The following is a 20,855-nucleotide window of genomic DNA, read 5'->3' as shown; positions in this document are numbered from 1 at the left end:
CCGCACCCCTTGCATATCCGCAAATCGTTTACTAGTTTTCACTTATGATCCAAACCTCAAGGTTACAATTGGTGCCCTGCACGCTACAATATTTTGAAGCGCTGCTGCAGGGAAATGACGCATTAGCCCAGATTTTGGGAATCGACGTGCCGGAACAATGGACGGAGTACCCGGAAATGGTACTGGTGGCCTACGACAAGTTGCGCAACGACCCCTCCTTGCTCGGTTGGTTCTTTTACCTCGCCATTCATAAAGCCGACAACCGCCTGATCGGCACGGCCGGCTTCAAAGGCAAACCCAATGGCGACGGCTCGGTGGAGATCGGCTACGAAATATCCGCCGGTTACCGGGAACAGGGCTACGCCACGGAAATGGCGGAAACCCTCATCCGTTTTGCTTTCAGTCACCCGTATGTGTCGAAAGTGGTGGCGCATACCGAGGAAGAATATAATGCGGCCGTGAAAGTACTGCAGAAGAACGGGCTCCGGTTCGCCGGCGAGATCAACGGCCGGGAGGCCGGAGAGCTTTGGCGCTGGGAAATCACCCGGGAGGCGTATCTCGCGCGCTGACCGCTCATCCATACGGCCGAGGGCTTTTCCGTCCGATCTCCTACATTTGCCGCCTAAATCTGCAATAAATTATGAGCATGAAGACTTGGATGATAGGGGCGGCCATGCTTGCCGGCAGCTCCGTCATGGCGCAAACGATGCCGCTCACCAACAAGGCGGGCAGCGAGTACAAATTCACCATCCTCAAAAGCCAGGATGCCTTTGCCGTTCAAAACCAGGGTCAAACCGGCACTTGCTGGTCCTTTTCCGGCCTTTCTTTCTTCGAATCCGAACTTCTCCGCACGGGTAAGGGTAAAGACCTGAATCTCAGTGAGATGTTTGTGGTACGTAAGATGTATCCCCTCAAAGCCGCCAACTATGTACGCATGCATGGAAAAGCCAATTTCGGCGAGGGCGGCGGTTTCCCCGACGATCTCCTTTGTCTCAAAAATTACGGTCTTGTTCCGCAGGAAGCTTACGACGGCAACCGCGAGAAAAACTATAACCACGCTGAAATGGTGAGCCTCCTCGATGGCATGCTCAAACCGCTTGGCGACGCCAAAACCATCAACCCCGCCTGGCAGAAAGCCTTCAACGGCGTATTGGACGCTTACATCGGCGCTACGCCGGAGCAATTTCAGTACAAGGGTAAAACCTACACGCCGCAGACTTTCGCCAAAGAACTGGGCCTCAATGCCGACGACTATGTGATCGTGTCTTCCTTCACCCACCATCCGTTCTACGAGCAATTTGTGCTGGAAGTGCCGGACAACTGGAATTGGGAGAAAGTGTATAACGTTCCCCTGAACGAGTTCACCGAGATCGCAGAGAAAGCTGTGCTCAACGGCTACACCCTCGCATGGGCGGCAGATGTGAGCGAAAGGGGCTTCAATTTCAAGGACGGTCTGGCCATCGTTCCCGAAAAAGAATGGGCCGACTATTCTGAAGCTGAGCGCCAGACGCTGTTCACCAAGCCCGCAAAAGAGAAAGCCATCACCCAGGAGAACCGCCAGCTGGCATTCGATAATTTCGAAACGCAGGACGATCACGGTATGCACATTACCGGTATCGCTAAAGACCAGGAAGGCAAGAAATACTTCATCGTGAAGAATTCCTGGGGCGCTGTTAACGGCTGTGGCGGATATTTCTACGCCTCCGTTCCGTATTTCGCCTACAAGACGACTTGCTACATGGTGAACAAAAAAGCCATTCCTGCAGCGATTGCAAAAAAAATGGGTATCAAATAACCTGGTAAAGCAGTAACGTTTTTGACTACAGGGCGCCTCCGCAGGGGGCGCCCTGATTTATTCATGTCGGGCATGCAATTCGGTTTTTACACTTTTCAACTTTGCGAAGCACTTTCATCATAAATGCAATTCTTTTCGAAAAAGCAGATTTGATCCCATTTGCCCGGGGCTAGCGCCACTACTTCTACAGGCGAGGTCTTTCTTTTCTTTGTTTTTCGTCTCATATATTAATTCAATATTCGCTGGCTTCTATATCAAAATCAATAAAAGAAGAGACTAAACAACCAATGCTACGCTAGGCAAAAAGCTCATCCTCCGGATGCTGCCGTTTGTATCTAAAAAATGCCCGCATAGTCAATGCCATCTTCTTTGGGAAACTGGTGTCAATGCCCCTAACACGGGCAAGCGCTACTACCATTCGAGGTAGCCCTTTCTTTTTGTTCCTTTTCCTTCTCATCATGTAGTTTGATTTTTACTTTGAATAACAAATGTTCCCATCAATACCTCTTTTGCAGGATCAAAAGGCACTTTAACATCAACGCCTCCGCAAGTCCATAATACAGAAATCTGAAACTTTTTCCTGAACCTTGCAAAATGCCGATTGAGAATTACGGAATAGATGCGGGTCCGCTGCATCGTACTACCTGTGAAATACAGCGTCGCCTGAGGATGCTTTCGCATAAAATCTTCAATAACCCTTATTATAGTTGAAAAGATCCTCACTATATCGCCATTGTTAGATTCAACGACATCATCTACCCCATAGTTATCCATCAGATCGCCAAACCCGACAATGAAGTGGTTTTCCTGCAATTGCTTAAACTCCACCCGCTTCCGGATGAAACCGTGAACGCCTTCGCTGTCGAAATCGAAACAATTACCGCCGCGCGGTATTATTTTGTATGGGTCAACCGACAATGGAAATCCGTTTCGTGCAATATCTTCATTGCCGAAATACAAAACTTTTTTGGGGCTCAAAATTTTAGTGAGAATATCTCCGGATTTCGGAGATCATTTTAGCTGATTGCATCCCAATCGCCCGCGCCCTCACGCACTACCACCGGCTCAGCGCCCGTGCAGTCAATCACCGTCGACATCTGCACACCGCCTGGCCCGCCATCCACCACGATATCCACCAGCTTCCCGAATTTGTCGTGGATAATCTCGGGATCGGTATATTCTTCCACATATTCATCCACCGGTAATGAAGTGCTCATCACCGGGTTCCCCAACTCTTTCACCAAAGTCCGGCAAATGAGATTGTCCGGCACACGGATCCCTACGGAGTCACGCTTCGTCTTGATCATTTTCGGCACCTGCCGGCTTGCGGGTAAAATAAAGGTATACGGTCCGGGTAACGCCTTTTTCAACATACGGAACAATGGCGTATCCACGCTTTTGGTATAATCCGTCAAATGGCTCAGATCATAGCAAATGAAGGAGAAATGCGATTTTTTCGGGTCGATCCCCTTGATCCGCGCGATCCGCTCCACCGCTTCAGGTTTGAAAATATCGCAACCCATACCGTACACGGTGTCTGTCGGATAAATCACGACGCCGCCGTCGCGGAGGCACTCGATAATTGTTTTCAGATTCCGGGGATTCGGATTCTGCGGATGCAATTCCAGTCTCATAAGCCTTCCTGTTTTTAGTAATAACAATCTTTCACGGAGCAATGTTGGCCGGTAAATTACAACCGTATCCATAATCTTGCTAACTTTCCGCCCTGTTTCGAAATTAAAACGGATGAAATTAAAAGGTATCGTCCCGAGAACGTGGAAAATCATTAAGCGGGTTTTCCTGATTCTCTTTATTGCACAACTGTTATACATCATCCTGCTGCGCTGGGTGAACCCGCCCGTCACCATGACCCAGATCGGCAGTTGGTTCTCCCTTATCGGAACCGGTAAATCCTTTCAGCGCGATTATGTAGACCTCGGCGAAATGTCGCAACATGTCAAACTGGCCGTTATCGCCAGCGAAGATCAACTGTTTCCCGATCATGACGGCTTCGATTTCAAATCCATCGAAAAAGCCCTCAAGCATAACCAGAAAAGCAAAAAAATCCGTGGCGCTTCCACCATCAGCCAGCAGGTCGCCAAAAACGTTTTCCTTTGGCAGGGCCGCAGCTGGATCCGGAAAGGCCTGGAAGTCTATTTCACCTTCATGATCGAACTGGTGTGGAATAAAAAACGCATCCTCGAAGTTTATCTTAACGTCGCCGAAACAGGTGAAGGCATCTTCGGCGTGGAAGCCGCCGCGCAGGCATACTACAAAAAACCGGCGTCCGACCTCAACCGTGAAGAAGCCGCCATGATCGCCGCATGCCTCCCCAACCCGGTGAAGTATTCCGTCAATCCCCCCGCCCGCATCACCGTGTGGCGACAGAAACGTATCCTCCAGCAAATGCGCAACCTCTCCGGAGATCCCGACATCGCCGAACTTGTCAAGTAGTCTTAAATCCTTCCATATTTCGTAATTGTGTATTTCACGCACTAAATCTTTTGCCGGTTTTTTCAAAAAATCCGGAAATTGTGTCAATTCGCGCAAAATCCTGTGGGTAAGGGCTTGGGGATAATGTAGCTCACAACCACATAGCAATTACTTCTTTATCATCTGGCGGACCGCCACGGCGGCAATTTCCAGCCGCTGGTTGTGGTCGCCGCGGATATCGGCCCAGGGAACGCCGGCGTTGATGACGATATCCCTGTATATATTATAGTAATAAGTCCGTTCTTCGGGAAGCGGGTGTTCACGGAGAGGATCGTCTTCCCAGGGGATGTCGATATACGTGAGCAGGTAGCCGTGGTATTGCCGTTGGGCGATGAGGTCGAGTATGCGCGGGTCGCAATCGCCGTATTTCGCCTCACTCCAAACTTTGACGACATACAAATCCGTGTCACAGATGATGAAATCCCTCCCGCGCGCAGCCGCTTCGTCTTCCACCGCCAGCTGCCCCTGCGCGATGTGCCAGAGATCTTCCCTTTCATACGGACGGCCCAGCCCTTCCAGGTAGGCGCGCGCGAACTCGGGGACCCAAGCCGTTCTGTAGAAGGCCGCCAGTTGCTGGCTGAGGGTGCTCTTGCCCGTGGATTCGGGCCCGATAACTACAATTCTCTTCACACGTGTTCGTTTAGCTGTTCACGGTAGATGCGGCGCCATTGGAAATATCCACTGACCGCCACGATGAACAAAATTACGGTTAAAACAGCTGTTGGGGCAAGCCCTTTATACAACAACAGCGGCACCGCGATGAAATTTGACACATTCAGCATCACCCAGTTTTCTATCTTCCGCTTCGCCAGCAGCCACATCCCGCTCCACGCCGTTGCCGACACGAGCGCGTCCAGCACCGGAACCGTACTGTCGGTGTACGATTTCAACACCCACCAGATAAACGCCCATCCGATCACTACAATCCCCAGCGCGATACGCCAGTCGCGGCGGTCCATCCACGAGATCCCTACCGCATCGTGCCCGTCTTTCTGCCGCGTCCAGTTAAACCAGCCGTATATGCTCATAACGAAATAATACGCATTCAGCCCCGCTTCCGCATACAGACCAACATCCGGTTTGGCGAACAGGTACGTGAAAAACCCCGTGCTAACGAGCCCTGTCGGGTACACCCACACGCTATTGGCACGCGAACAGAAAACACTGATGATCCCAAAAATCACGCCCGTGGCTTCCTGCCACGACATCAGACGGAAACCGTCGATCACCTGCTGAAAAAATGATTCCATATAAAAGAAAAAAGGCCGCCAAGCCGGCGGCCTTTCACAAAGTTACTATTCCTGGTCACCGATCAATACTCCGGAAACATTCCAGAAACTGAAACTTCCGCCCTCCGGCTTGCCCTGCGGGATCGCCACCTGGATCGTGTGCTTGCCGGGCGTGAGCTGCGGCATGGGCACATCTACCGGGAGCGTCAGCGTACCGGGGCACCAGTTGGATCGGCTCAGGTCGGAAGACGAAAGCCCGTTGCCGAAGTTCCCCGAAGCCGGGTTTAGCAAGCGATACGTGGCGCAATCTTCTCTCCAGGGGAAGAAGTGATACACGCGCTGGCCGTCTACAAAAATTTCGTTGAGTTTCGGATTGAACTCGTCGCCGCCGCCCCAGCCGCCGTGGCCGGTGGTGATGTAGCGGAGCTTAAGGTTTTTCACGCCCAGGGGAACGTTCACCGTCACCGTCAGCGAGTCTTTATCGAAAAGCGTCGCATATTCCTGCCCGGCCATTTCCATGACGTTAGTGGAATTAAACACCGGCTGCACATATTTCTTCGGCTCCGGACGGCCTTCGCCGCCATCATAACCAGGGTAATATTTGAAGGTCAGACTGGCTTTATGGCCGCCTTTGTCATAGTTGCCGATATAGATCCCGATATACACATCTCCTTGAAGGCGCGGTGCGAGATCGGAAATATCTTGTTTATAAACCGCCGAATCCGCCCAGTTGTAGCCTTCGATCTGCACTTGTTTATTGAAATGGCGGACGCCGAACGGCGTGAAGAAACGCATCACTTCGAGCGGCGCATTGTATTCTTCCGTGGAAACATAGCCCTGGTAAGCTTTTCCGTTGCGGCCGGCGAATGCCGGGAGCACGTTGGCGCCTTTCTCCAATCCTTCCAGGAAACTGCGCGCCTTATCCACCGGCACCACGAATACCGAGCCTGTGCGATCGTATGCATCGCCGTTGGAATATTGTACCAGCTCGGCAAAGAGGCGCTGGCTGGATTTCACGGCGGGAAGATTTACTTTTTTCAAGATCACGGTACCGCCGGCGAAGTGGTAAGTAGCGTTGAGCGGATATCCGGTGGGGTTATCGATTTTGTTGCCCCAGCTGATTTGTTCCTGGTCGAAGATGGAAATAGTGGCGTAACGGCTGTCGATCACCTGGCGCTGGTATGCCGGTTCAGACACCAGTTTGCCCCAGGATGCGGGCCACTTTAGCTCTTCGTTGGTCACTTTGCGGTATTCGATTTTCTTCGCATAGGTTTCGCTGTTGCCGTTGCGGACGATTTTGAGGATCAGTCCCAGTCCCGGAGCGATCGAGATCTGCGGCGTTCCTTTGATGGCCAGTGCATCGGTGTACCAGATTTCGATGGTGTTGGACCGGATAATGGCTTTGGCTTTTTTGCAGGGGATACCGGCAACGGTATCGATTCCAGGCAGCAGTTCGGGTTTAATGTATTCGCCGAAGGGTTTCTTCAGCGTGAAGGCGCCGTTTTTACCGTCGAGCAGCTGGAAAGTTGCCTTGTCGGCGTAGTTAAGGAACTGTTGTTCCGTTTGCCTGCCGGAAGCTCCTACGGCCACCCGTTTCCCTTGTATGAGCAGGGTTTGTTCGCCCCGGGCGTCTTTCCCGTTATTGCGGAAACCGTAGGTGACCACGGCTTCGGTTTGTTGCGCGGTAGCGGACGCCGTGGCGATCGCCATCACGCATCCGATCAGAATTCCTTTCATCGTTCACTGTTTAGTTGCAAAGTTCCAAAGCTACACAACAAAACGAAAAAAGCGCAACCACAAAGGCTGCGCTTTCACACTATCATTCATTTCAACTATGGCTTATTCTGTTTCGGCCACCACTTCCTTTACCTCGGGGATCATGCGTTTCATGATGCCTTCGATGCCGGATTTGAGGGTGATCATGGAAGACGGGCAACCGGAGCAGGAACCCTGCAGGATTACTGTTACCACGCCATCTTCGTAATTTTTGAACTGGATGGCGCCGCCGTCCATTTCCACAGCGGGCTTCACGGCGTTTTCCAACAGGTCTTTGATGCGGGTAACTACGTCGCTTTCGTCGCCGCTCATGATGGGAGCCGCTTTGATTTCATCTTCATTGATCACCGCACGGTTATCTTCCAGGTATTCCTTGAGGAACTGGCGGATGGTGGGGATCACGTCTGCCCAATCGGTATCATTGGTTTTTGTCAGCGTCACGAAGTTGCTGGCGATGAAAACACCACGGATGAAGGGAAAAGTGAAAAGCTCGGCTGCGAGGGGGCTCGGACCGGTGCTGGCCGCATCGGGGAAATCGATGCTTTTATTCGGATACAGGAGCTTGTTCGCCACAAACTTCATCGTTTCCGGATTCGGCGTCATTTCCGTATAGATACTGATGATGGGATTTCCTGTTTTAATCATTATTAGTCCAATTTTATCTCCCGCAAAATTAACAAAATTTGGCGACAATGCCCTTCAGAACTTGGAGTCTCCGTAAACAGGTATATTTTTGCAATATGTTACAGACTAAAACCCTGCATGCCCGCAAACGGATTGCACTGATCGCGCACGACCATAAAAAGGCGGAGCTCATGGAATGGGCCATCTATAATAAGACCGTACTCGCCCGCCACGAGTTGTACGCCACCGGCACCACCGGCAAACTGATCGAAGAAGCGCTCGACGTTTCCGTACGCAAGCTCCTTAGCGGCCCCCTGGGCGGCGACCAGCAGATCGGCGCGGCCGTTGCCGAAGGGCGGATCGATGTGATCATCTTCTTCTGGGACCCCATGGAGGCCCTGCCCCACGACCCGGATATCAAAGCCCTACTTCGTCTCGGCGTTGTCTGGAATATCCCCATGGCCTCCAACCGGGCCTCCGCGGATTTCCTTATGACCTCGCCGCTCATGCATCAGGAATACACCGTCATCCTTCCCGATTACAGCCAGTATCTCGGCCGGAAAGTGTAGCATTCTTCCACTCCGTTCCGTTTTGCAGAACGCTGGGCACTGTGTCGCTATAACCGACTGATAATCATTGGTGTGACGCGTTATAATGCTGTTGCAGCGCATCTTCCCCAAAATCATTCTTCAATTCCCGGAACACCGAATGAACATGATTCGCGTCGTTTTGCGTATTGTCGTATTCGATCAGGAAGGTAGGCCCCTGGATGCGGTAGTAATGCCCTTCCCCCCAAACACGGCCACCTGCCCAGGCAAAATGGATACTGTCGAGCCCCGAAGCCTCGATTTCTTTCCATAAAATATCGTGCATCAGGCGCGTGTACCGGCCAATGTATACGTCGATCAGTGAACGGAGCTGCCGATGCTGCGCGGGTTTCAACGCACTCCACGCGATGCCCGGCGGATCGAGCTGCCAGGCGCGGCGCTTATTGCCCGTGATGATGTCTGACGGCGCCTTATCCGCCACCACAGCGATTTTCCGCTGTTGCTCACTCAGTCCGTTCATGAGCGAAAACGCCAGTTCGGTTTCCTGCTTTAATAATTGATGCCCCATCGCCGGCCCGGAAGGCACCCGCGCGGGGTTGGCGCCGAGGAAGCCTGGCCCAACCGACAAGATGCGGTTATTTAAGATCGTAAAGTTGAGGGAAACGTGATGGCCTTCCATCCGCAGGGCCCAGGGCTTGCCGGCGAAAGGGCTGCCGAAGACGGCGAAGTAAAAATTTCCCGTGTCGCGGTACGTGTCGGTGATGGCGCGTTTTTCCACTTCCCGGAGGATGGCCTCCAGCTCCACCACGCCTTTCGCCTTGCGGGCGCCCTCGTTGCTCAGACAAAGGTTCATCAGCGCAAAGGCCCGCTCCTGCTGCGAAAGTGTCATGTCCTTGAGGCGCAACCCGTATCGCTCCTTCGGCACAAAATGCCAGTCAAACCGCTGATCTCCCTCGAACGGCGCCGTCATCTTTCCCAGCTTTTCCCTCCCCAGATCAAAAAACAACGATTGCGCCGCCTGCTCCAATGTTTGCGGGGCGGCTGTTTTGGCCGGAAGTTTGGACTGGGAAAAAACATCCGGACAAATGCTTGCCAATATCAAACATGCCGGCAGGAAAAGCGTTTTCATATGCGTGGATTCTTTTTACAAAATACAAATCCTGCCCGCATTTGGCATTTGGACGACGGAACTTTATTTTCGCAGTTTACGGAAAACCGATACAAGGAAATGGTGAAGTATATATTGACCGGACTACTACTGTGCGGCAGCCTGATGCATCCCACAAAGGCGCAACTGCCTCCCAAAAGGGAGTTCAGGGCTGTCTGGATCTCCACGATAGCAAACATCGACTGGCCTTCCAGGAAAGGATTGCCGCCGGAGCAACAGCGCGAGGAATTTATCCAGTTGCTGGATTTCCACAAGCGAAACGGCATGAACGCCATCATTTTCCAGGTCCGGCCTGCGGCGGATGCCTTCTATCCGTCTCCCTACGAACCCTGGAGCGAATATCTCACCGGAAGGCAGGGCCAGCCCCCCATCCCGTATTACGACCCGCTCGAGTTCATGGTCACCGAAACGCATAAACGCGGGATGGAATTCCATGCCTGGTTCAACCCCTACCGCGCCGTGGCCAATACCCGCGGCAGCAGCATCGCCGACAATCACATCACCCGCACGCGACCGCAGTGGTTCCTCACTTACGGCGATAAAAAATACTTCGACCCGGGGATCCCGGAAGTCCGCTCCTACGTGACAGAGCTCATCCGCGACGTCGTAAAGCGCTATGATATCGACGCCGTCCATTTCGACGATTACTTTTACCCGTACCGCCTGCCCGGCAAGGATTTCCCCGACCAGGGGTCGTTCCGGCTGTACGGCAAAGGCCGCAGCCTCGACGACTGGCGGCGTTATAATGTGGACACCATCATCCAGATGCTCAGCGGCGCCATCAAGCAAACCAAGCCCTGGGTGAAGTTCGGGATCAGTCCATTCGGCGTATGGCGCAACCAGGACAAGGATTTCAGCGGTTCCCCCACGCGGGCGGGCCTCACCAATTACGACGATCTCTATGCCGACGTCATCAAATGGCAGCGCCTCGGCTGGATCGATTACCTCACGCCGCAGCTGTACTGGGAATTCGGGCACCGGCTGGTGGCTTATGAAGTGCTGGTGGACTGGTGGTCAAAGCACGCTTACGGCCGCCACATGTACATCGGGCATGGCGCGTACCGCATCGGCAGCAGCGCGCCCTGGCGGAATCCGCGGGAGTTGCCGAACCAGATTCTTGCCACGCGGGCATTCCCGACGGTGCAGGGGAGCGTATTTTTCAGCAGCCGTTCTTTCAACGGCAATCCTTTCGGCATCAACGATTCCCTGCAAAATCATCTGTACCGGTATCCGGCGCTGTTGCCCACCATGCCCTGGCTCGACGATAAAGCGCCGCTGGCGCCTTATTTCACGGATGCTTTCGAGAAAAACGGCGGACTGGAGATCCGGTGGGCGGACGACGACACTTCGCACCAGACGCAGCGGTATGTTTTATATCGTTTCGAGGAGGGCCAGGTGATCAATGTGAGCGACCCCACCAAGATCCTGGCGGTGGTGGAGCAGATGCCGGACCCTGTATATATGGACAGGCAATATATTAAAGGGCGCACCTATATTTATATCGTTACCGCTTTGGACCGTATGCATAACGAGAGCATGATCAGCGACCCTTTGCGGGTGGAACATGCGAATGGGACGGTCAAATTCGAATTTGCTCCCTGAAAATGATAGTTTTTTCACAACTTATTCACGGCCGGAAAAATTTCCGGCCTTTTTCATACCCCATCCTGCCCCTACCCGGTGTTCAATTTTTACAATTATCAAATGAAAGAGTAGCCGATTTTAAAATTTTCTAAATTTTAGGGCTTTAATCAAACTTTCAGTAAAATAAACCGCATTCTATTAGTATCTTTAAACCGTTCCCAAAGCAAAATACGGTACCTGAGCCAGGGCTTTGTTGCCTGTGGGCGTAGTGTATCTGATAAAGGATAAAAGGAAAATTTAACAGCCAATGCGAATTGTGAGCCAAGAACAAGGTTTGTATCGTCCGGAATTTGAGCACGATGCGTGTGGTACGGGTTTTACCGCCCACATCAAGGGTCGGAAGTCACACCAGATCATCCGCGATGCATTAACCATGTTGGAAAATATGGAACACCGCGGCGCCTGCGGTTGCGAGCGCACCACCGGCGACGGCGCGGGGATTATGATCCAGATGCCGCATGAATTCTTGTATGCCGAATGTCTGAAAATGGGTATCCGCCTGCCGGATGCCGGAAAATATGGCGTGGGGATGGTCTTCTTTCCCAAAGAACCCCGCTGGCGCGAAGAGTGCCGCGAAATCATCCAACGCTGTGCGGAAAAAGTGGGACTCGAAATCCTCGGGTACCGCAAAGTGCCCGTTCGGCCAGATGGTATCGGTGAAACCGCCCTGTCCGTAGAACCTGAAATCGAACAACTGTTCATCGCCTGCCCGTATCATATTTCCGATCCGGAAGAATTTGAACGTAAACTCTTCGTGCTGCGCAACTATATCACCAAAACAGTGCGCTGCTCCATCCCGAAAGAAAAGGCCGAAATCTATTTCGCGTCCTTCTCCCATAAAACTATCGTATATAAAGGTCAACTCACCACTTACCAGGTGGGCCACTATTACCCCGACCTCCGCGATGAGCGCATGGTGTCGGCCTTCGGTCTTATCCACAGCCGTTTCGCCACCAACACCTTCCCCAGCTGGAAGCTCGCACACCCGTTCCGTTTTATCGCCCACAACGGTGAAATCAACACCCTGAAAGGAAACCTCAACTGGCTCCGCGCCGGCGAAAGCTCTTTCCTGACCAAATATTTCACCAAAGAGGAAATGGAAATGCTCTCCCCCATCGTGGACGAAGGGCAATCCGATTCCGCCTGCCTCGACAATGTGGTGGAGCTGCTCAACCTGACCGGCCGATCGCTCCCCCATGTGATGATGATGCTTATCCCCGAAGCATGGGATGGCAACGAGAGCATGGACCCCGTAAAGAAAGCCTTCTACGAATATCATGCGTCGCTCATGGAACCCTGGGACGGCCCCGCTTCCATCTCTTTCACCGACGGCAAGATTATCGGCGCCACCCTCGACAGGAACGGGCTCCGGCCTTCCCGCTTCGTGGTAACGAAAGACGATCGCGTGATCATGGCTTCCGAAGCCGGCGTTCTGCCCATCGATCCGAAAAATGTAAAAGAAAAAGGCCGCCTGCAACCCGGTAAAATGTTCATCGTGGACATGGACCAGGGCCGCATCATCGGCGACGAAGAGCTGAAGCAGTCTATTTGCTCCGCACAGCCCTACGCCGAGTGGTTAAATAAATACAAGATCCGCCTCGACGAGCTGCCCGAGCCACGCGTAACTTTTACGCACCTCGAGCACGACCAGATTTTCAAGTACCAGCGCGCTTTCGGTTACAGCACCGAAGACCTGGAAACGATTATCTCCCCTATGGCCATCGACGGTAAAGAGCCGGTAGGTTCCATGGGAACCGACGCGCCGCTGGCCGTGCTGAGCGATCAGCCGCAGCACCTGAGCAGCTATTTCAAACAACTGTTTGCCCAGGTAACCAATCCGCCCATCGATCCCATCCGGGAAAGACTGGTGATGTCGCTGGCGACGTTCCTCGGCAACAATGGCAACCTGCTCGACGAGGATCCGCTGCACTGCCATTCCGTAGCGCTGCCGCACCCGGTATTAAACAACTATGAACTGGAAAAAATCCGCAGCATCGACACCGGTATTTTCCAGGCCAAAACATTGCATACTTATTTCAAGGCCGACGGCAAGCCCGGCTCCCTTGAAAAAGGCCTCGCCCGCCTCTGCCGTTATGCGGTAGACGCTGTTGAAGACGGTTTTGAAGTGATCATCCTTTCCGACCGCGCGCTGGATTCCGAGCATGCTGCCATTCCGAGCCTCATGGCCGTTTCGGCTGTGCACCACCACCTGATCCGCAAGGGTTACCGTGGCCAGGTGGGTATCGTTGTGGAAGCCGGCGATGTGTGGGAAGTGCATCATTTCGCAGCGCTTCTCGGCTTCGGCGCCACCGCCATCAACCCGTATCTCGCACTCAGCACCATCCGCGACATGCGGCTGCGCGGCAAACTGCAGACGGAACTGGATGTGGATAAACTGAAAAAGAATTACATCAAAGCGGTTTGTGAAGGATTGCTGAAAGTGTTCTCCAAGATGGGGATATCCACCCTGCAATCTTACCAGGGCGCCCAGATCTTCGAGATCCTCGGCATCAACAAAACCGTTGTAGATAAATATTTCACCGGCGCCGTATCCCGCATTCAAGGGCTGGGGCTGGATGAAATCGCGCAGGAAACGCTTGCGAAGCACTGGATGGGTTACGGCCGTAAGGAAACCCCGGTTCAGCGGCTCACTACTGGCGGTGTATACCAATGGAAACGGAAAGGCGAACATCACCTTTTCAACCCCACCACGATCCACCTGCTGCAGTACTCCACCCGCATGAACGATTACAGCCTTTTCAAAAAATATTCGAAAGCTGTAAACGACCAGAGCGAGAAAGCGGTCACACTCCGGAGCCTGCTGACTTTCAAACGCAACCGCAACCCGGTTCCCATCGAAGAGGTGGAATCCGCGGAAAGCATCTTCAAGCGCTTCGCCACCGGCGCGATGAGCTTCGGCTCCATCAGCCACGAAGCCCACTCCACGCTGGCCGTGGCCATGAACCGCATCGGCGCGAAAAGCAATACCGGTGAGGGCGGTGAAGACGAAATGCGTTATGAGCTACTGCCCAATGGCGACTCCATGCGCTCGGCGATCAAACAGGTGGCGTCTGCACGTTTCGGCGTAACCAGCTACTACCTGACCAATGCCGACGAACTGCAAATCAAAATGGCGCAAGGCGCGAAGCCCGGTGAGGGCGGCCAGCTGCCCGGGCATAAGGTAGACGACTGGATCGGAAAGGTTCGTCACGCTACGCCGGGCGTGGGCCTGATTTCGCCGCCGCCGCACCACGATATTTATTCGATCGAGGATCTGGCGCAGCTGATTTTCGACCTGAAAAACGCGAATCGCGCCGCCCGAATCAGTGTGAAGCTGGTATCCAAAGCTGGTGTGGGAACGATCGCCGCGGGTGTAGCGAAAGCGCATGCCGATGTGATCCTGGTATCCGGCTTCGACGGCGGTACCGGTGCGTCTCCCATCAGCTCCATCAAACACGCAGGGCTTCCCTGGGAGCTGGGCCTGGCCGAAACGCACCAGACGCTCGTGCGCAACAAACTCCGCAGCCGCGTAGTGGTACAGGCCGACGGCCAGATGAAAACCGGCCGCGACATCGCCATCGCCACCCTGCTGGGTGCTGAAGAATGGGGCGTAGCTACCGCCGCACTCGTGGTGGAAGGTTGCATCATGATGCGTAAATGTCATCTGAATACCTGCCCGGTAGGCGTTGCCACCCAGGATCCGGATCTGCGCAAACGCTTCAACGGCACCGCAGACGCCGTGGTGAACTTCTTCCACTTCATCGTGGCTGAATTCCGCGAAATCATGGCCGAGCTCGGTTTCCGTACCGTCCAGGAAATGGTGGGACAGGTTGAAGTGCTGAAAGTGCGCGACAACGTCGACCATTGGAAATTCAAACACCTCGATCTTTCTCCCATACTGTACCGCGAACCGGCTTCCGACGAAACCGGCCTGTACAAACAGGAAGAGCAGGATCACGGTTTGGCAGAAGTGCTGGACTGGCAGCTGCTGAAAGCCGCCAAAGATGCACTGGAAAACAAAACCCGCGTATTCGGCCAGTATAAAGTAAAAAATACCGATCGTACCCTGGGCACGATTTTGTCCAACGAAATTTCCAAGCGCTACAAGAGCGAAGGGCTTCCCGAAGACACGGTGCATTTCAAATTCACGGGTTCCGCCGGCCAGAGCTTCGGCGCCTTCAATACCAAAGGCGTAACGCTCGAACTGGAAGGCGAAGCCAACGACTACTTCGGCAAAGGCCTCTCCGGCGCCAAACTGATCCTCTATCCTTCCACGGAAGCAGGTTTCAAAGCGGAGGAGAACATCATCGCGGGTAACGTGGCCCTGTACGGCGCTACTTCCGGCGAAGCCTTTATCCGCGGGAAAGCCGGCGAACGCTTCTGCGTGCGCAACTCCGGCGCCACCGTGGTAACCGAAGGCACCGGCGACCATGGCTGTGAATACATGACCGGCGGCCGCGCTGTCATCCTCGGAGAAACCGGCCGCAACTTCGGCGCGGGCATGAGCGGCGGTATCGCCTTCGTGTACGACGTAAAAGGCAACTTCGCCGCACAGTGCAACCCGGAAATGATCGACCTGGATCCCCTGGCAGAAGATGACGCCGCTCAGCTGCACGACCTGATCACCAAGCATCATGCGTACACCAACAGCACCGTGGCTAAATTCATCCTCAGCGACTGGGAAAATCAGCTACGCCATTTCGTGAAAGTATTCCCGAAAGAATACAAGGCTGCTCTCAAAGCCGCCGCCACAAAAGGTGTGAAAAGCAAAGCGTAATCAAACATTTATCTAAGCGACCAAGCAGAGACAGATATGGGTAAACCAACAGGATTTATGGAATTTACAAGGGAGTTGCCGAAAAAGGCTGACGTGAAATCCCGTGTAAAACATTATAACGAATTTGTGGAGCGTCTCCCCGAGAACAAGCTCAACGAACAGTCGGCCCGTTGCATGAACTGCGGCGTACCCTTCTGCCACAGCGGATGCCCCCTCGGCAACGTAATCCCCGAATTCAACGACGCGGTATACCGCAAAGACTGGCAGGAAGCGTATGAAGTGCTGACTTCCACCAACAACTTCCCCGAGTTCACCGGCCGTATCTGTCCCGCACCCTGCGAAAGCGCCTGCGTGCTGGGCATCAACCAGCCGCCCGTGGCCATCGAGGAAATCGAAAAACATATCATTGAAATCGCGTTCGATAAAGGACTCGTGAAAGCGAAAGTTCCGCGTGTGCGCACCGGAAAGAAAGTTGCCGTGATCGGCTCCGGCCCCGCCGGCCTCGCCGCCGCCGCGCAGCTCAACTACGCCGGCCACCTGGTAACCGTGTTCGAGCGCGACGATAAACCCGGAGGGCTCCTCCGCTACGGCATCCCCGACTTCAAACTGGAGAAATGGGTGATCGACCGCCGCGTGGCCCTCATGGAAGAAGAAGGTGTCACATTCCAGTGCAACGCGAACGTGGGCGTGAACATCAGCATCAACGACATCCTCCGCGAATTCAACGCGGTAGTGCTAGCCGGTGGTTCCACCATCCCCCGCGACCTTACCATTCCCGGGCGTGAGCTCAAAGGCGTGCATTACGCCATGGACTTCCTCAAACAACAAAACCAACGCGTAGGAAAATCCAAAGTAGAAGGCGAAGACATCCTCGCCACAGGCAAACATGTAGTGGTGATCGGCGGTGGCGACACCGGTTCCGACTGCGTGGGCACCTCCAACCGTCACGGCGCCAAATCCGTGACCCAGCTGGAGCTGATGCCTAAACCCGCGGCAGACCGTACCCCCTTCATGCCCTGGCCTACCTACCCGATGATCCTCAAAACGTCGACCTCCCACGAAGAAGGCGCCGACCGCCACTGGGCGATCGCTACCAAAGAATTCATTGGCGACGATAAAGGAAATCTCAAAGGCCTCAAACTGGTGGACCTTACCTGGTCTTTCGGTGAAGACGGCCGCCCCGGGCGCTTCGTAGAAGTAGCCGGCTCAGAAAGAACCGTGCCCTGCGATCTCGCTTTCCTGGCCATGGGCTTCCTCCACCCCCAGTACAAGGGCATGCTGGAAGACCTCTCCATCGAAACCGACGAACGCGGCAATGTGAAAGCGACCGAAAAAGCATATCAGACTTCCATCCCGAAGGTTTTTGCAGCCGGCGACATGCGCCGCGGTCAATCCCTCGTGGTATGGGCCATTAGTGAGGGACGAGAGTGTGCAAGAAAAGTCGACGAGTTTCTGATGGGTGCTTCCCACCTGGAAAGCAAGGATCATTCCTTGATGTATCTTTCCTATTAATTCTTGAATCTTAAGTCTTCTCATAAGCAGGTTTAGATTTTGTTGTAACCTTCAGCCGGGCCGGGTTTTTACCCGGCCTTTATGTTGCCGCTGAAGTAGGGTTGCGCGTGAGTATTCGTATCTTATATCCAGTCGAAAAGTTAACCATTCATCACTTCACGCCATGTCGCTACCTAATGGTAAAGCATACACGCTGACGAATATCATCCGCCAGAGCGCCGCCATCGTTCGCGGTTAGCTGACGGACTATTTCCGGTCGTCGGCGGTTTGCAAAAAACGGGCGCATGCTTACGACACGCTTTTTCCACAAAGAACAGCGATGCTTTTCCGGCATTTCGATGGGATGGAACGTTGCATGCAAGCCTGTTGGGACTGGCAGGCCCACGCCCTGCATTTTAAATCCCCGGATTCCATCTGGCTGGAAACCGTGTTGCACAACACATAACAATCATGCGGTCCGTTTGTCCGGCAGCAGCAAGTGTATCTCTCGGAAGCGAAGGCGCAGAAGTCGATGTTTTTTCGATGATGGACCTGGCCGCGGCGGGTTTCCAGGAAAACAGAGCCAGTGATGAGGATGATGGAGATATTGCGGGTGGATAGGTGGCGTAAATGTTGAAAAACGAGTGTTTTCGTTCGCTGGGGGGCGAAATGTCAGGGTTGTACCTAAAGGTTGTTAACTTTGATTTTCCAGAACCATGCCGGGCGAATGGCTGAAAAACAGCGGCGCACCCATTTATTTCATAAATTTATAGTACTAACTAAAAGAAAACCATATGCGCTGGCAAGGACGCCGAGAAAGCACAAATGTAGATGACCGCAGAGGCTCCGGCCGCGGAGGCCTCGTAGTAGGCGGCGGCATCGGTACCATCGTGATCGCACTGATCGTTTATTTCCTTGGCGGCGATCCCTCCCAGGTGGTGAACATGCAGCAGCCGTCCGGCACCCAGCAAGGCCAGCTTTCCCCCGAACAGGAAGCCCGTGAAAAAGAAGCTGCTTCCTTCACCAAAGTTGTTTTGGCTGAAACGGAAGACGTTTGGCATAAGATCTTCAACCAAATCGGACAACAATACCAGGAACCCACCCTCGTGATGTTCACCGGCGCCGTACAGAGCGCCTGCGGCGGCGCCTCCTCCGCTTCAGGACCTTTTTATTGCCCGGCGGACCACCAGGTATACATCGACCTGTCTTTTTACGACGAACTGAAAAATAACCTCAACGCCCCGGGCGACATGGCGATGGCCTACGTAATCGCCCATGAAGTAGGGCACCACGTCCAGAACCTCCTCGGTGTTTCGCAAAAGGTTCAGTCCATGCGTGGCCGCCTCAGCGAAGCGGAATACAACAAACTTTCCGTGAAACTGGAACTGCAGGCCGACTTCTACGCCGGCCTCTGGGCGCATTACATGAAAAATACGGCCGATTTCATCGAACCCGGCGATATCGAAGAAGCCCTTAACGCAGCCAACGCCATCGGCGACGACCGGCTGCAACAGCAGTCTGGCGGGCGCGTGGTCCCCGATGCCTTCACGCATGGCACCTCCGCCCAGCGGATGTATTGGTTCAAAAAAGGTTTCGAGACAGGCGATATCCGCCAGGGCGACACTTTTAACAGCACACAATGAAACGACAGATCGTCTGGAAAGGACTTTATTATCAAATGATGGAATATTGTAGCATCGACGCTACAGGAAGCGATATCCGCGTCAACGGAACAATCGTTGGGTTTGGGGAAGACATGCCGTTTTCCGTGTCTTACGATATCGTGGCTGACCGCGCGTGGCAAATGTCTGGCCTCGAAATGGCGATCGAGCGCGACGGCGATTGCTCCTGGATTTCCCTCCACCGCGATCTCAACGGCAAGTGGACGCAAACCGGGCACACACGCGACGAGTGGGATCATTGCATCGATATCGATATTTCCCTCACCCCGTTTACGAACACCCTCCCCATCCGCCGCCTCAACCTCCAACCCGGTCAACGCACACAAATTGATGCGCTGTACATCAACATTTTCAAGAACGAAATCAAACCCGTCACGCAATACTACACCCGCCTCGACGAAAGCCGTTACCTCTACGAAGGCGTCCTGAAAGACTTCAAACGGGAAATCCTCACCGATGCCGACGGCCTGGTGATCGATTATCCCGGCTTGTTTTACGCTGTTCAGTCCGAAACGGAATAGTATTTTTTCAGGAGATAGATGTACTTTTCGGGCATGTGGTGCACGAAAATATTTTTACCGTCGAAAGGAAAATTTTGATGGTAAGCCGCATCTGTCAATAAGATGATGGGGACGCCGCAGGTCATATAGTTATTGCTGAAAACATATTCCGGCTGTTTGAATTGCGGCAGCGTTCTCTTGGTCAGCCGGGACACGCCGTTGCCAAGGGTTTTCCGGAACCGGCGCACACTCCGGTTGGTGGTACGCGTCAGCCGGTTGTATACCATCGTTCCATACAACCGCACGAAAAATTTCTGTTTCTTTAATTCTCCGCGCACATTCATGAAAGGGCTGGGCATGTTGAAATCCTGCACCGTTTGCAGGGATAGCGGCGTTTCCGGCACCCAGTCGTCGCTGTTGACGATGCGGTAGCCCCATCCGTCGCGGGTGATATTATCGAAATCGTATGCGTAGAAGAGATTACCGGGCTTCGGCGCGGCGCTGCAATAGGTTTTGTAAAGGATATCTTTGGGAAGATCGGGGTGGTAATGCAGGTACGAGCGCAGGAGGAATGCGATGGCGCCGCCCTGGCTGTGGCCCATGATAAGGATTTGACGGGTTCCCCTGGCGTAGCGCTCTTTCACATGTTCTACGATATCGGCAGACATGAATCCGACGGCGGCGGTCCATCCCACATGCACAAACGATTTGCCGGAATCAGCCGCCATCTTGTAAGTAAACCGGGTGCTGTCGTTCAGCTGGATTACCCCTTCGGCAGGAACCATCGCCGCATAAAAATTCGCAAGCCAGCTTTCGAGCTTGCCGATCGTGCCACGGATCTGTATTACGTCTACCCCATCACTTCTTTCCCACAATACCCAACGGTTATAAAACCCGACCTCGGGCGAAGTGTAAAGCAATTTATACGCTTCCGGGTGATTTTTGGCGGATGCTGTATCCCCGTTTTGATGGAGGTGTAAAAGATCATTGTATTCGTTGGCATCGAAGCCCGCCTTCAGCTGGGCTTTCACAGGCAGGGCCAACACAGCCATCAGGGCCCAAAAGATAGCGCGCATGTGTTTTTTTCCAAACATAACAAAAATCTGTGGTGTAAGGTGGATATGCGTT

The 20,855-nt window shown here is 53.5% G+C and carries 17 protein-coding genes; 9 read left to right on the top strand and 8 right to left on the bottom strand.

The features are described 5' to 3' along the window. Positions 1-44 precede the first annotated feature (44 nt). Positions 45-569: a GNAT family N-acetyltransferase gene (locus WJU16_RS13795; protein WP_341834082.1), complete on the top strand. Its 525-nt coding sequence runs from the start codon at positions 45-47 to the stop codon at positions 567-569. Positions 570-640: 71 nt separating this feature from the next. Then, entirely contained in the window at positions 641-1,795 is a 1,155-nt protein-coding gene (locus WJU16_RS13790; protein ID WP_341834081.1) for a C1 family peptidase, read from the top strand. Between the two features lie 456 nt (positions 1,796-2,251). Here the strand turns inward: WJU16_RS13790 and WJU16_RS13785 are convergent, their stop codons facing one another. Further along, positions 2,252-2,773 (bottom strand): DUF6934 family protein, encoded by a 522-nt coding sequence (locus tag WJU16_RS13785; protein ID WP_341834080.1) that lies wholly within the window; start codon positions 2,771-2,773, stop codon positions 2,252-2,254. Between the two features lie 38 nt (positions 2,774-2,811). Continuing rightward, the gene (locus WJU16_RS13780) at positions 2,812-3,429 is read right to left on the bottom strand and encodes an L-threonylcarbamoyladenylate synthase (protein WP_341834079.1); all 618 of its coding nucleotides are present in this window, start codon (positions 3,427-3,429) and stop codon (positions 2,812-2,814) included. Positions 3,430-3,541: 112 nt separating this feature from the next. On the opposite strand from WJU16_RS13780, the gene mtgA reads away from it, so the two are divergent. After that, positions 3,542-4,249 carry a monofunctional biosynthetic peptidoglycan transglycosylase gene (gene mtgA, locus WJU16_RS13775; RefSeq protein ID WP_341834078.1) on the top strand — a complete coding sequence of 236 codons (708 nt, stop codon included), beginning with the start codon at positions 3,542-3,544 and terminating at the stop codon, positions 4,247-4,249. A 147-nt stretch (positions 4,250-4,396) separates the two neighbouring features. Here mtgA and WJU16_RS13770 read toward each other — a convergent pair whose 3' ends face one another. The 4 genes from WJU16_RS13770 to WJU16_RS13755 all read right to left on the bottom strand — a co-directional run bounded on the left by WJU16_RS13770 (position 4,397) and on the right by WJU16_RS13755 (position 7,938). Further along, complete coding sequence (locus WJU16_RS13770; protein WP_341834077.1) at positions 4,397-4,918, bottom strand: ATP-binding protein; 522 nt, start codon at positions 4,916-4,918, stop codon at positions 4,397-4,399. After that, complete coding sequence (gene pnuC / locus WJU16_RS13765; protein WP_341834076.1) at positions 4,915-5,538, bottom strand: nicotinamide riboside transporter PnuC; 624 nt, start codon at positions 5,536-5,538, stop codon at positions 4,915-4,917. Before pnuC ends, WJU16_RS13770 begins: the two co-directional genes overlap by 4 nt. Before the next feature lie 45 nt (positions 5,539-5,583). Beyond that, on the bottom strand, positions 5,584-7,254 hold the full coding sequence (locus WJU16_RS13760) for a PNGase F N-terminal domain-containing protein (protein ID WP_341834075.1): 1,671 nt from the start codon (positions 7,252-7,254) through the stop codon (positions 5,584-5,586). A gap of 102 nt (positions 7,255-7,356) precedes the next feature. Further along, positions 7,357-7,938, bottom strand: coding sequence for a NifU family protein (locus WJU16_RS13755; protein WP_341834074.1), 582 nt, complete (start codon positions 7,936-7,938; stop codon positions 7,357-7,359). A gap of 95 nt (positions 7,939-8,033) precedes the next feature. Here WJU16_RS13755 and WJU16_RS13750 point away from each other — a divergent pair, with 95 nt between their 5' ends. Next, on the top strand, positions 8,034-8,486 hold the full coding sequence (locus WJU16_RS13750; RefSeq protein WP_298713334.1) for a methylglyoxal synthase: 453 nt from the start codon (positions 8,034-8,036) through the stop codon (positions 8,484-8,486). A 64-nt stretch (positions 8,487-8,550) separates the two neighbouring features. Here the strand turns inward: WJU16_RS13750 and WJU16_RS13745 are convergent, their stop codons facing one another. After that, positions 8,551-9,594, bottom strand: a complete 1,044-nt coding sequence (locus WJU16_RS13745) for a DUF3500 domain-containing protein (protein WP_341834073.1) — start codon at positions 9,592-9,594, stop codon at positions 8,551-8,553. A 99-nt stretch (positions 9,595-9,693) separates the two neighbouring features. Between WJU16_RS13745 and WJU16_RS13740 the strand changes: the two genes are divergently transcribed. The 5 genes from WJU16_RS13740 (at position 9,694) to WJU16_RS13720 (ending at position 19,748) form a co-directional block, all read left to right on the top strand. Next, a complete protein-coding gene (locus tag WJU16_RS13740) occupies positions 9,694-11,235 on the top strand; it encodes a family 10 glycosylhydrolase (RefSeq protein WP_341834072.1) in 1,542 nt (513 codons plus the stop codon). Between the two features lie 289 nt (positions 11,236-11,524). Next, positions 11,525-16,054: a glutamate synthase large subunit gene (gltB, locus tag WJU16_RS13735; protein ID WP_341834071.1), complete on the top strand. Its 4,530-nt coding sequence runs from the start codon at positions 11,525-11,527 to the stop codon at positions 16,052-16,054. 36 nt (positions 16,055-16,090) lie between these two features. Continuing rightward, on the top strand, positions 16,091-17,566 hold the full coding sequence (locus WJU16_RS13730) for a glutamate synthase subunit beta (protein WP_341834070.1): 1,476 nt from the start codon (positions 16,091-16,093) through the stop codon (positions 17,564-17,566). A gap of 773 nt (positions 17,567-18,339) precedes the next feature. After that, a complete protein-coding gene (locus WJU16_RS13725) occupies positions 18,340-19,188 on the top strand; it encodes a neutral zinc metallopeptidase (RefSeq protein WP_341834069.1) in 849 nt (282 codons plus the stop codon). Beyond that, a complete protein-coding gene (locus WJU16_RS13720) occupies positions 19,185-19,748 on the top strand; it encodes a putative glycolipid-binding domain-containing protein (RefSeq protein WP_341834068.1) in 564 nt (187 codons plus the stop codon). The genes WJU16_RS13725 and WJU16_RS13720 overlap by 4 nt, the downstream gene beginning before the upstream one ends. On the opposite strand, the gene WJU16_RS13715 is transcribed toward WJU16_RS13720, so the two are convergent. Next, on the bottom strand, positions 19,730-20,803 hold the full coding sequence (locus tag WJU16_RS13715) for a lipase family protein (protein ID WP_341834067.1): 1,074 nt from the start codon (positions 20,801-20,803) through the stop codon (positions 19,730-19,732). The two genes, WJU16_RS13720 and WJU16_RS13715, sit on opposite strands and share 19 nt — an antisense overlap. Positions 20,804-20,855 lie beyond the last annotated feature (52 nt).

It is taken from the genome of Chitinophaga pollutisoli (assembly GCF_038396755.1).
Lineage (GTDB): Bacteria > Bacteroidota > Bacteroidia > Chitinophagales > Chitinophagaceae > Chitinophaga > Chitinophaga pollutisoli.
The sequence above is the reverse complement of the archived record's forward strand: the minus strand, read 5'-3'. Positions and strand labels throughout refer to the sequence as shown.

Bases quoted from the DNA above. Each gene is read 5' to 3' on its own strand.
- WJU16_RS13795 (WP_341834082.1), top strand. From the start codon at position 45: ATGATCCAAACCTCAAGGTTACAATTGGTGCCCTGCACGCTACAATAT.
- WJU16_RS13790 (WP_341834081.1), top strand. From the start codon at position 641: ATGAGCATGAAGACTTGGATGATAGGGGCGGCCATGCTTGCCGGCAGC.
- WJU16_RS13780 (WP_341834079.1), bottom strand. From the start codon at position 3,429: ATGAGACTGGAATTGCATCCGCAGAATCCGAATCCCCGGAATCTGAAA.
- mtgA (WP_341834078.1), top strand. From the start codon at position 3,542: ATGAAATTAAAAGGTATCGTCCCGAGAACGTGGAAAATCATTAAGCGG.
- pnuC (WP_341834076.1), bottom strand. From the start codon at position 5,538: ATGGAATCATTTTTTCAGCAGGTGATCGACGGTTTCCGTCTGATGTCG.
- WJU16_RS13760 (WP_341834075.1), bottom strand. From the start codon at position 7,254: ATGAAAGGAATTCTGATCGGATGCGTGATGGCGATCGCCACGGCGTCC.
- WJU16_RS13755 (WP_341834074.1), bottom strand. From the start codon at position 7,938: ATGATTAAAACAGGAAATCCCATCATCAGTATCTATACGGAAATGACG.
- WJU16_RS13750 (WP_298713334.1), top strand. From the start codon at position 8,034: ATGTTACAGACTAAAACCCTGCATGCCCGCAAACGGATTGCACTGATC.
- WJU16_RS13745 (WP_341834073.1), bottom strand. From the start codon at position 9,594: ATGAAAACGCTTTTCCTGCCGGCATGTTTGATATTGGCAAGCATTTGT.
- WJU16_RS13740 (WP_341834072.1), top strand. From the start codon at position 9,694: ATGGTGAAGTATATATTGACCGGACTACTACTGTGCGGCAGCCTGATG.
- gltB (WP_341834071.1), top strand. From the start codon at position 11,525: ATGCGAATTGTGAGCCAAGAACAAGGTTTGTATCGTCCGGAATTTGAG.
- WJU16_RS13730 (WP_341834070.1), top strand. From the start codon at position 16,091: ATGGGTAAACCAACAGGATTTATGGAATTTACAAGGGAGTTGCCGAAA.
- WJU16_RS13725 (WP_341834069.1), top strand. From the start codon at position 18,340: ATGCGCTGGCAAGGACGCCGAGAAAGCACAAATGTAGATGACCGCAGA.
- WJU16_RS13720 (WP_341834068.1), top strand. From the start codon at position 19,185: ATGAAACGACAGATCGTCTGGAAAGGACTTTATTATCAAATGATGGAA.
- WJU16_RS13715 (WP_341834067.1), bottom strand. From the start codon at position 20,803: ATGCGCGCTATCTTTTGGGCCCTGATGGCTGTGTTGGCCCTGCCTGTG.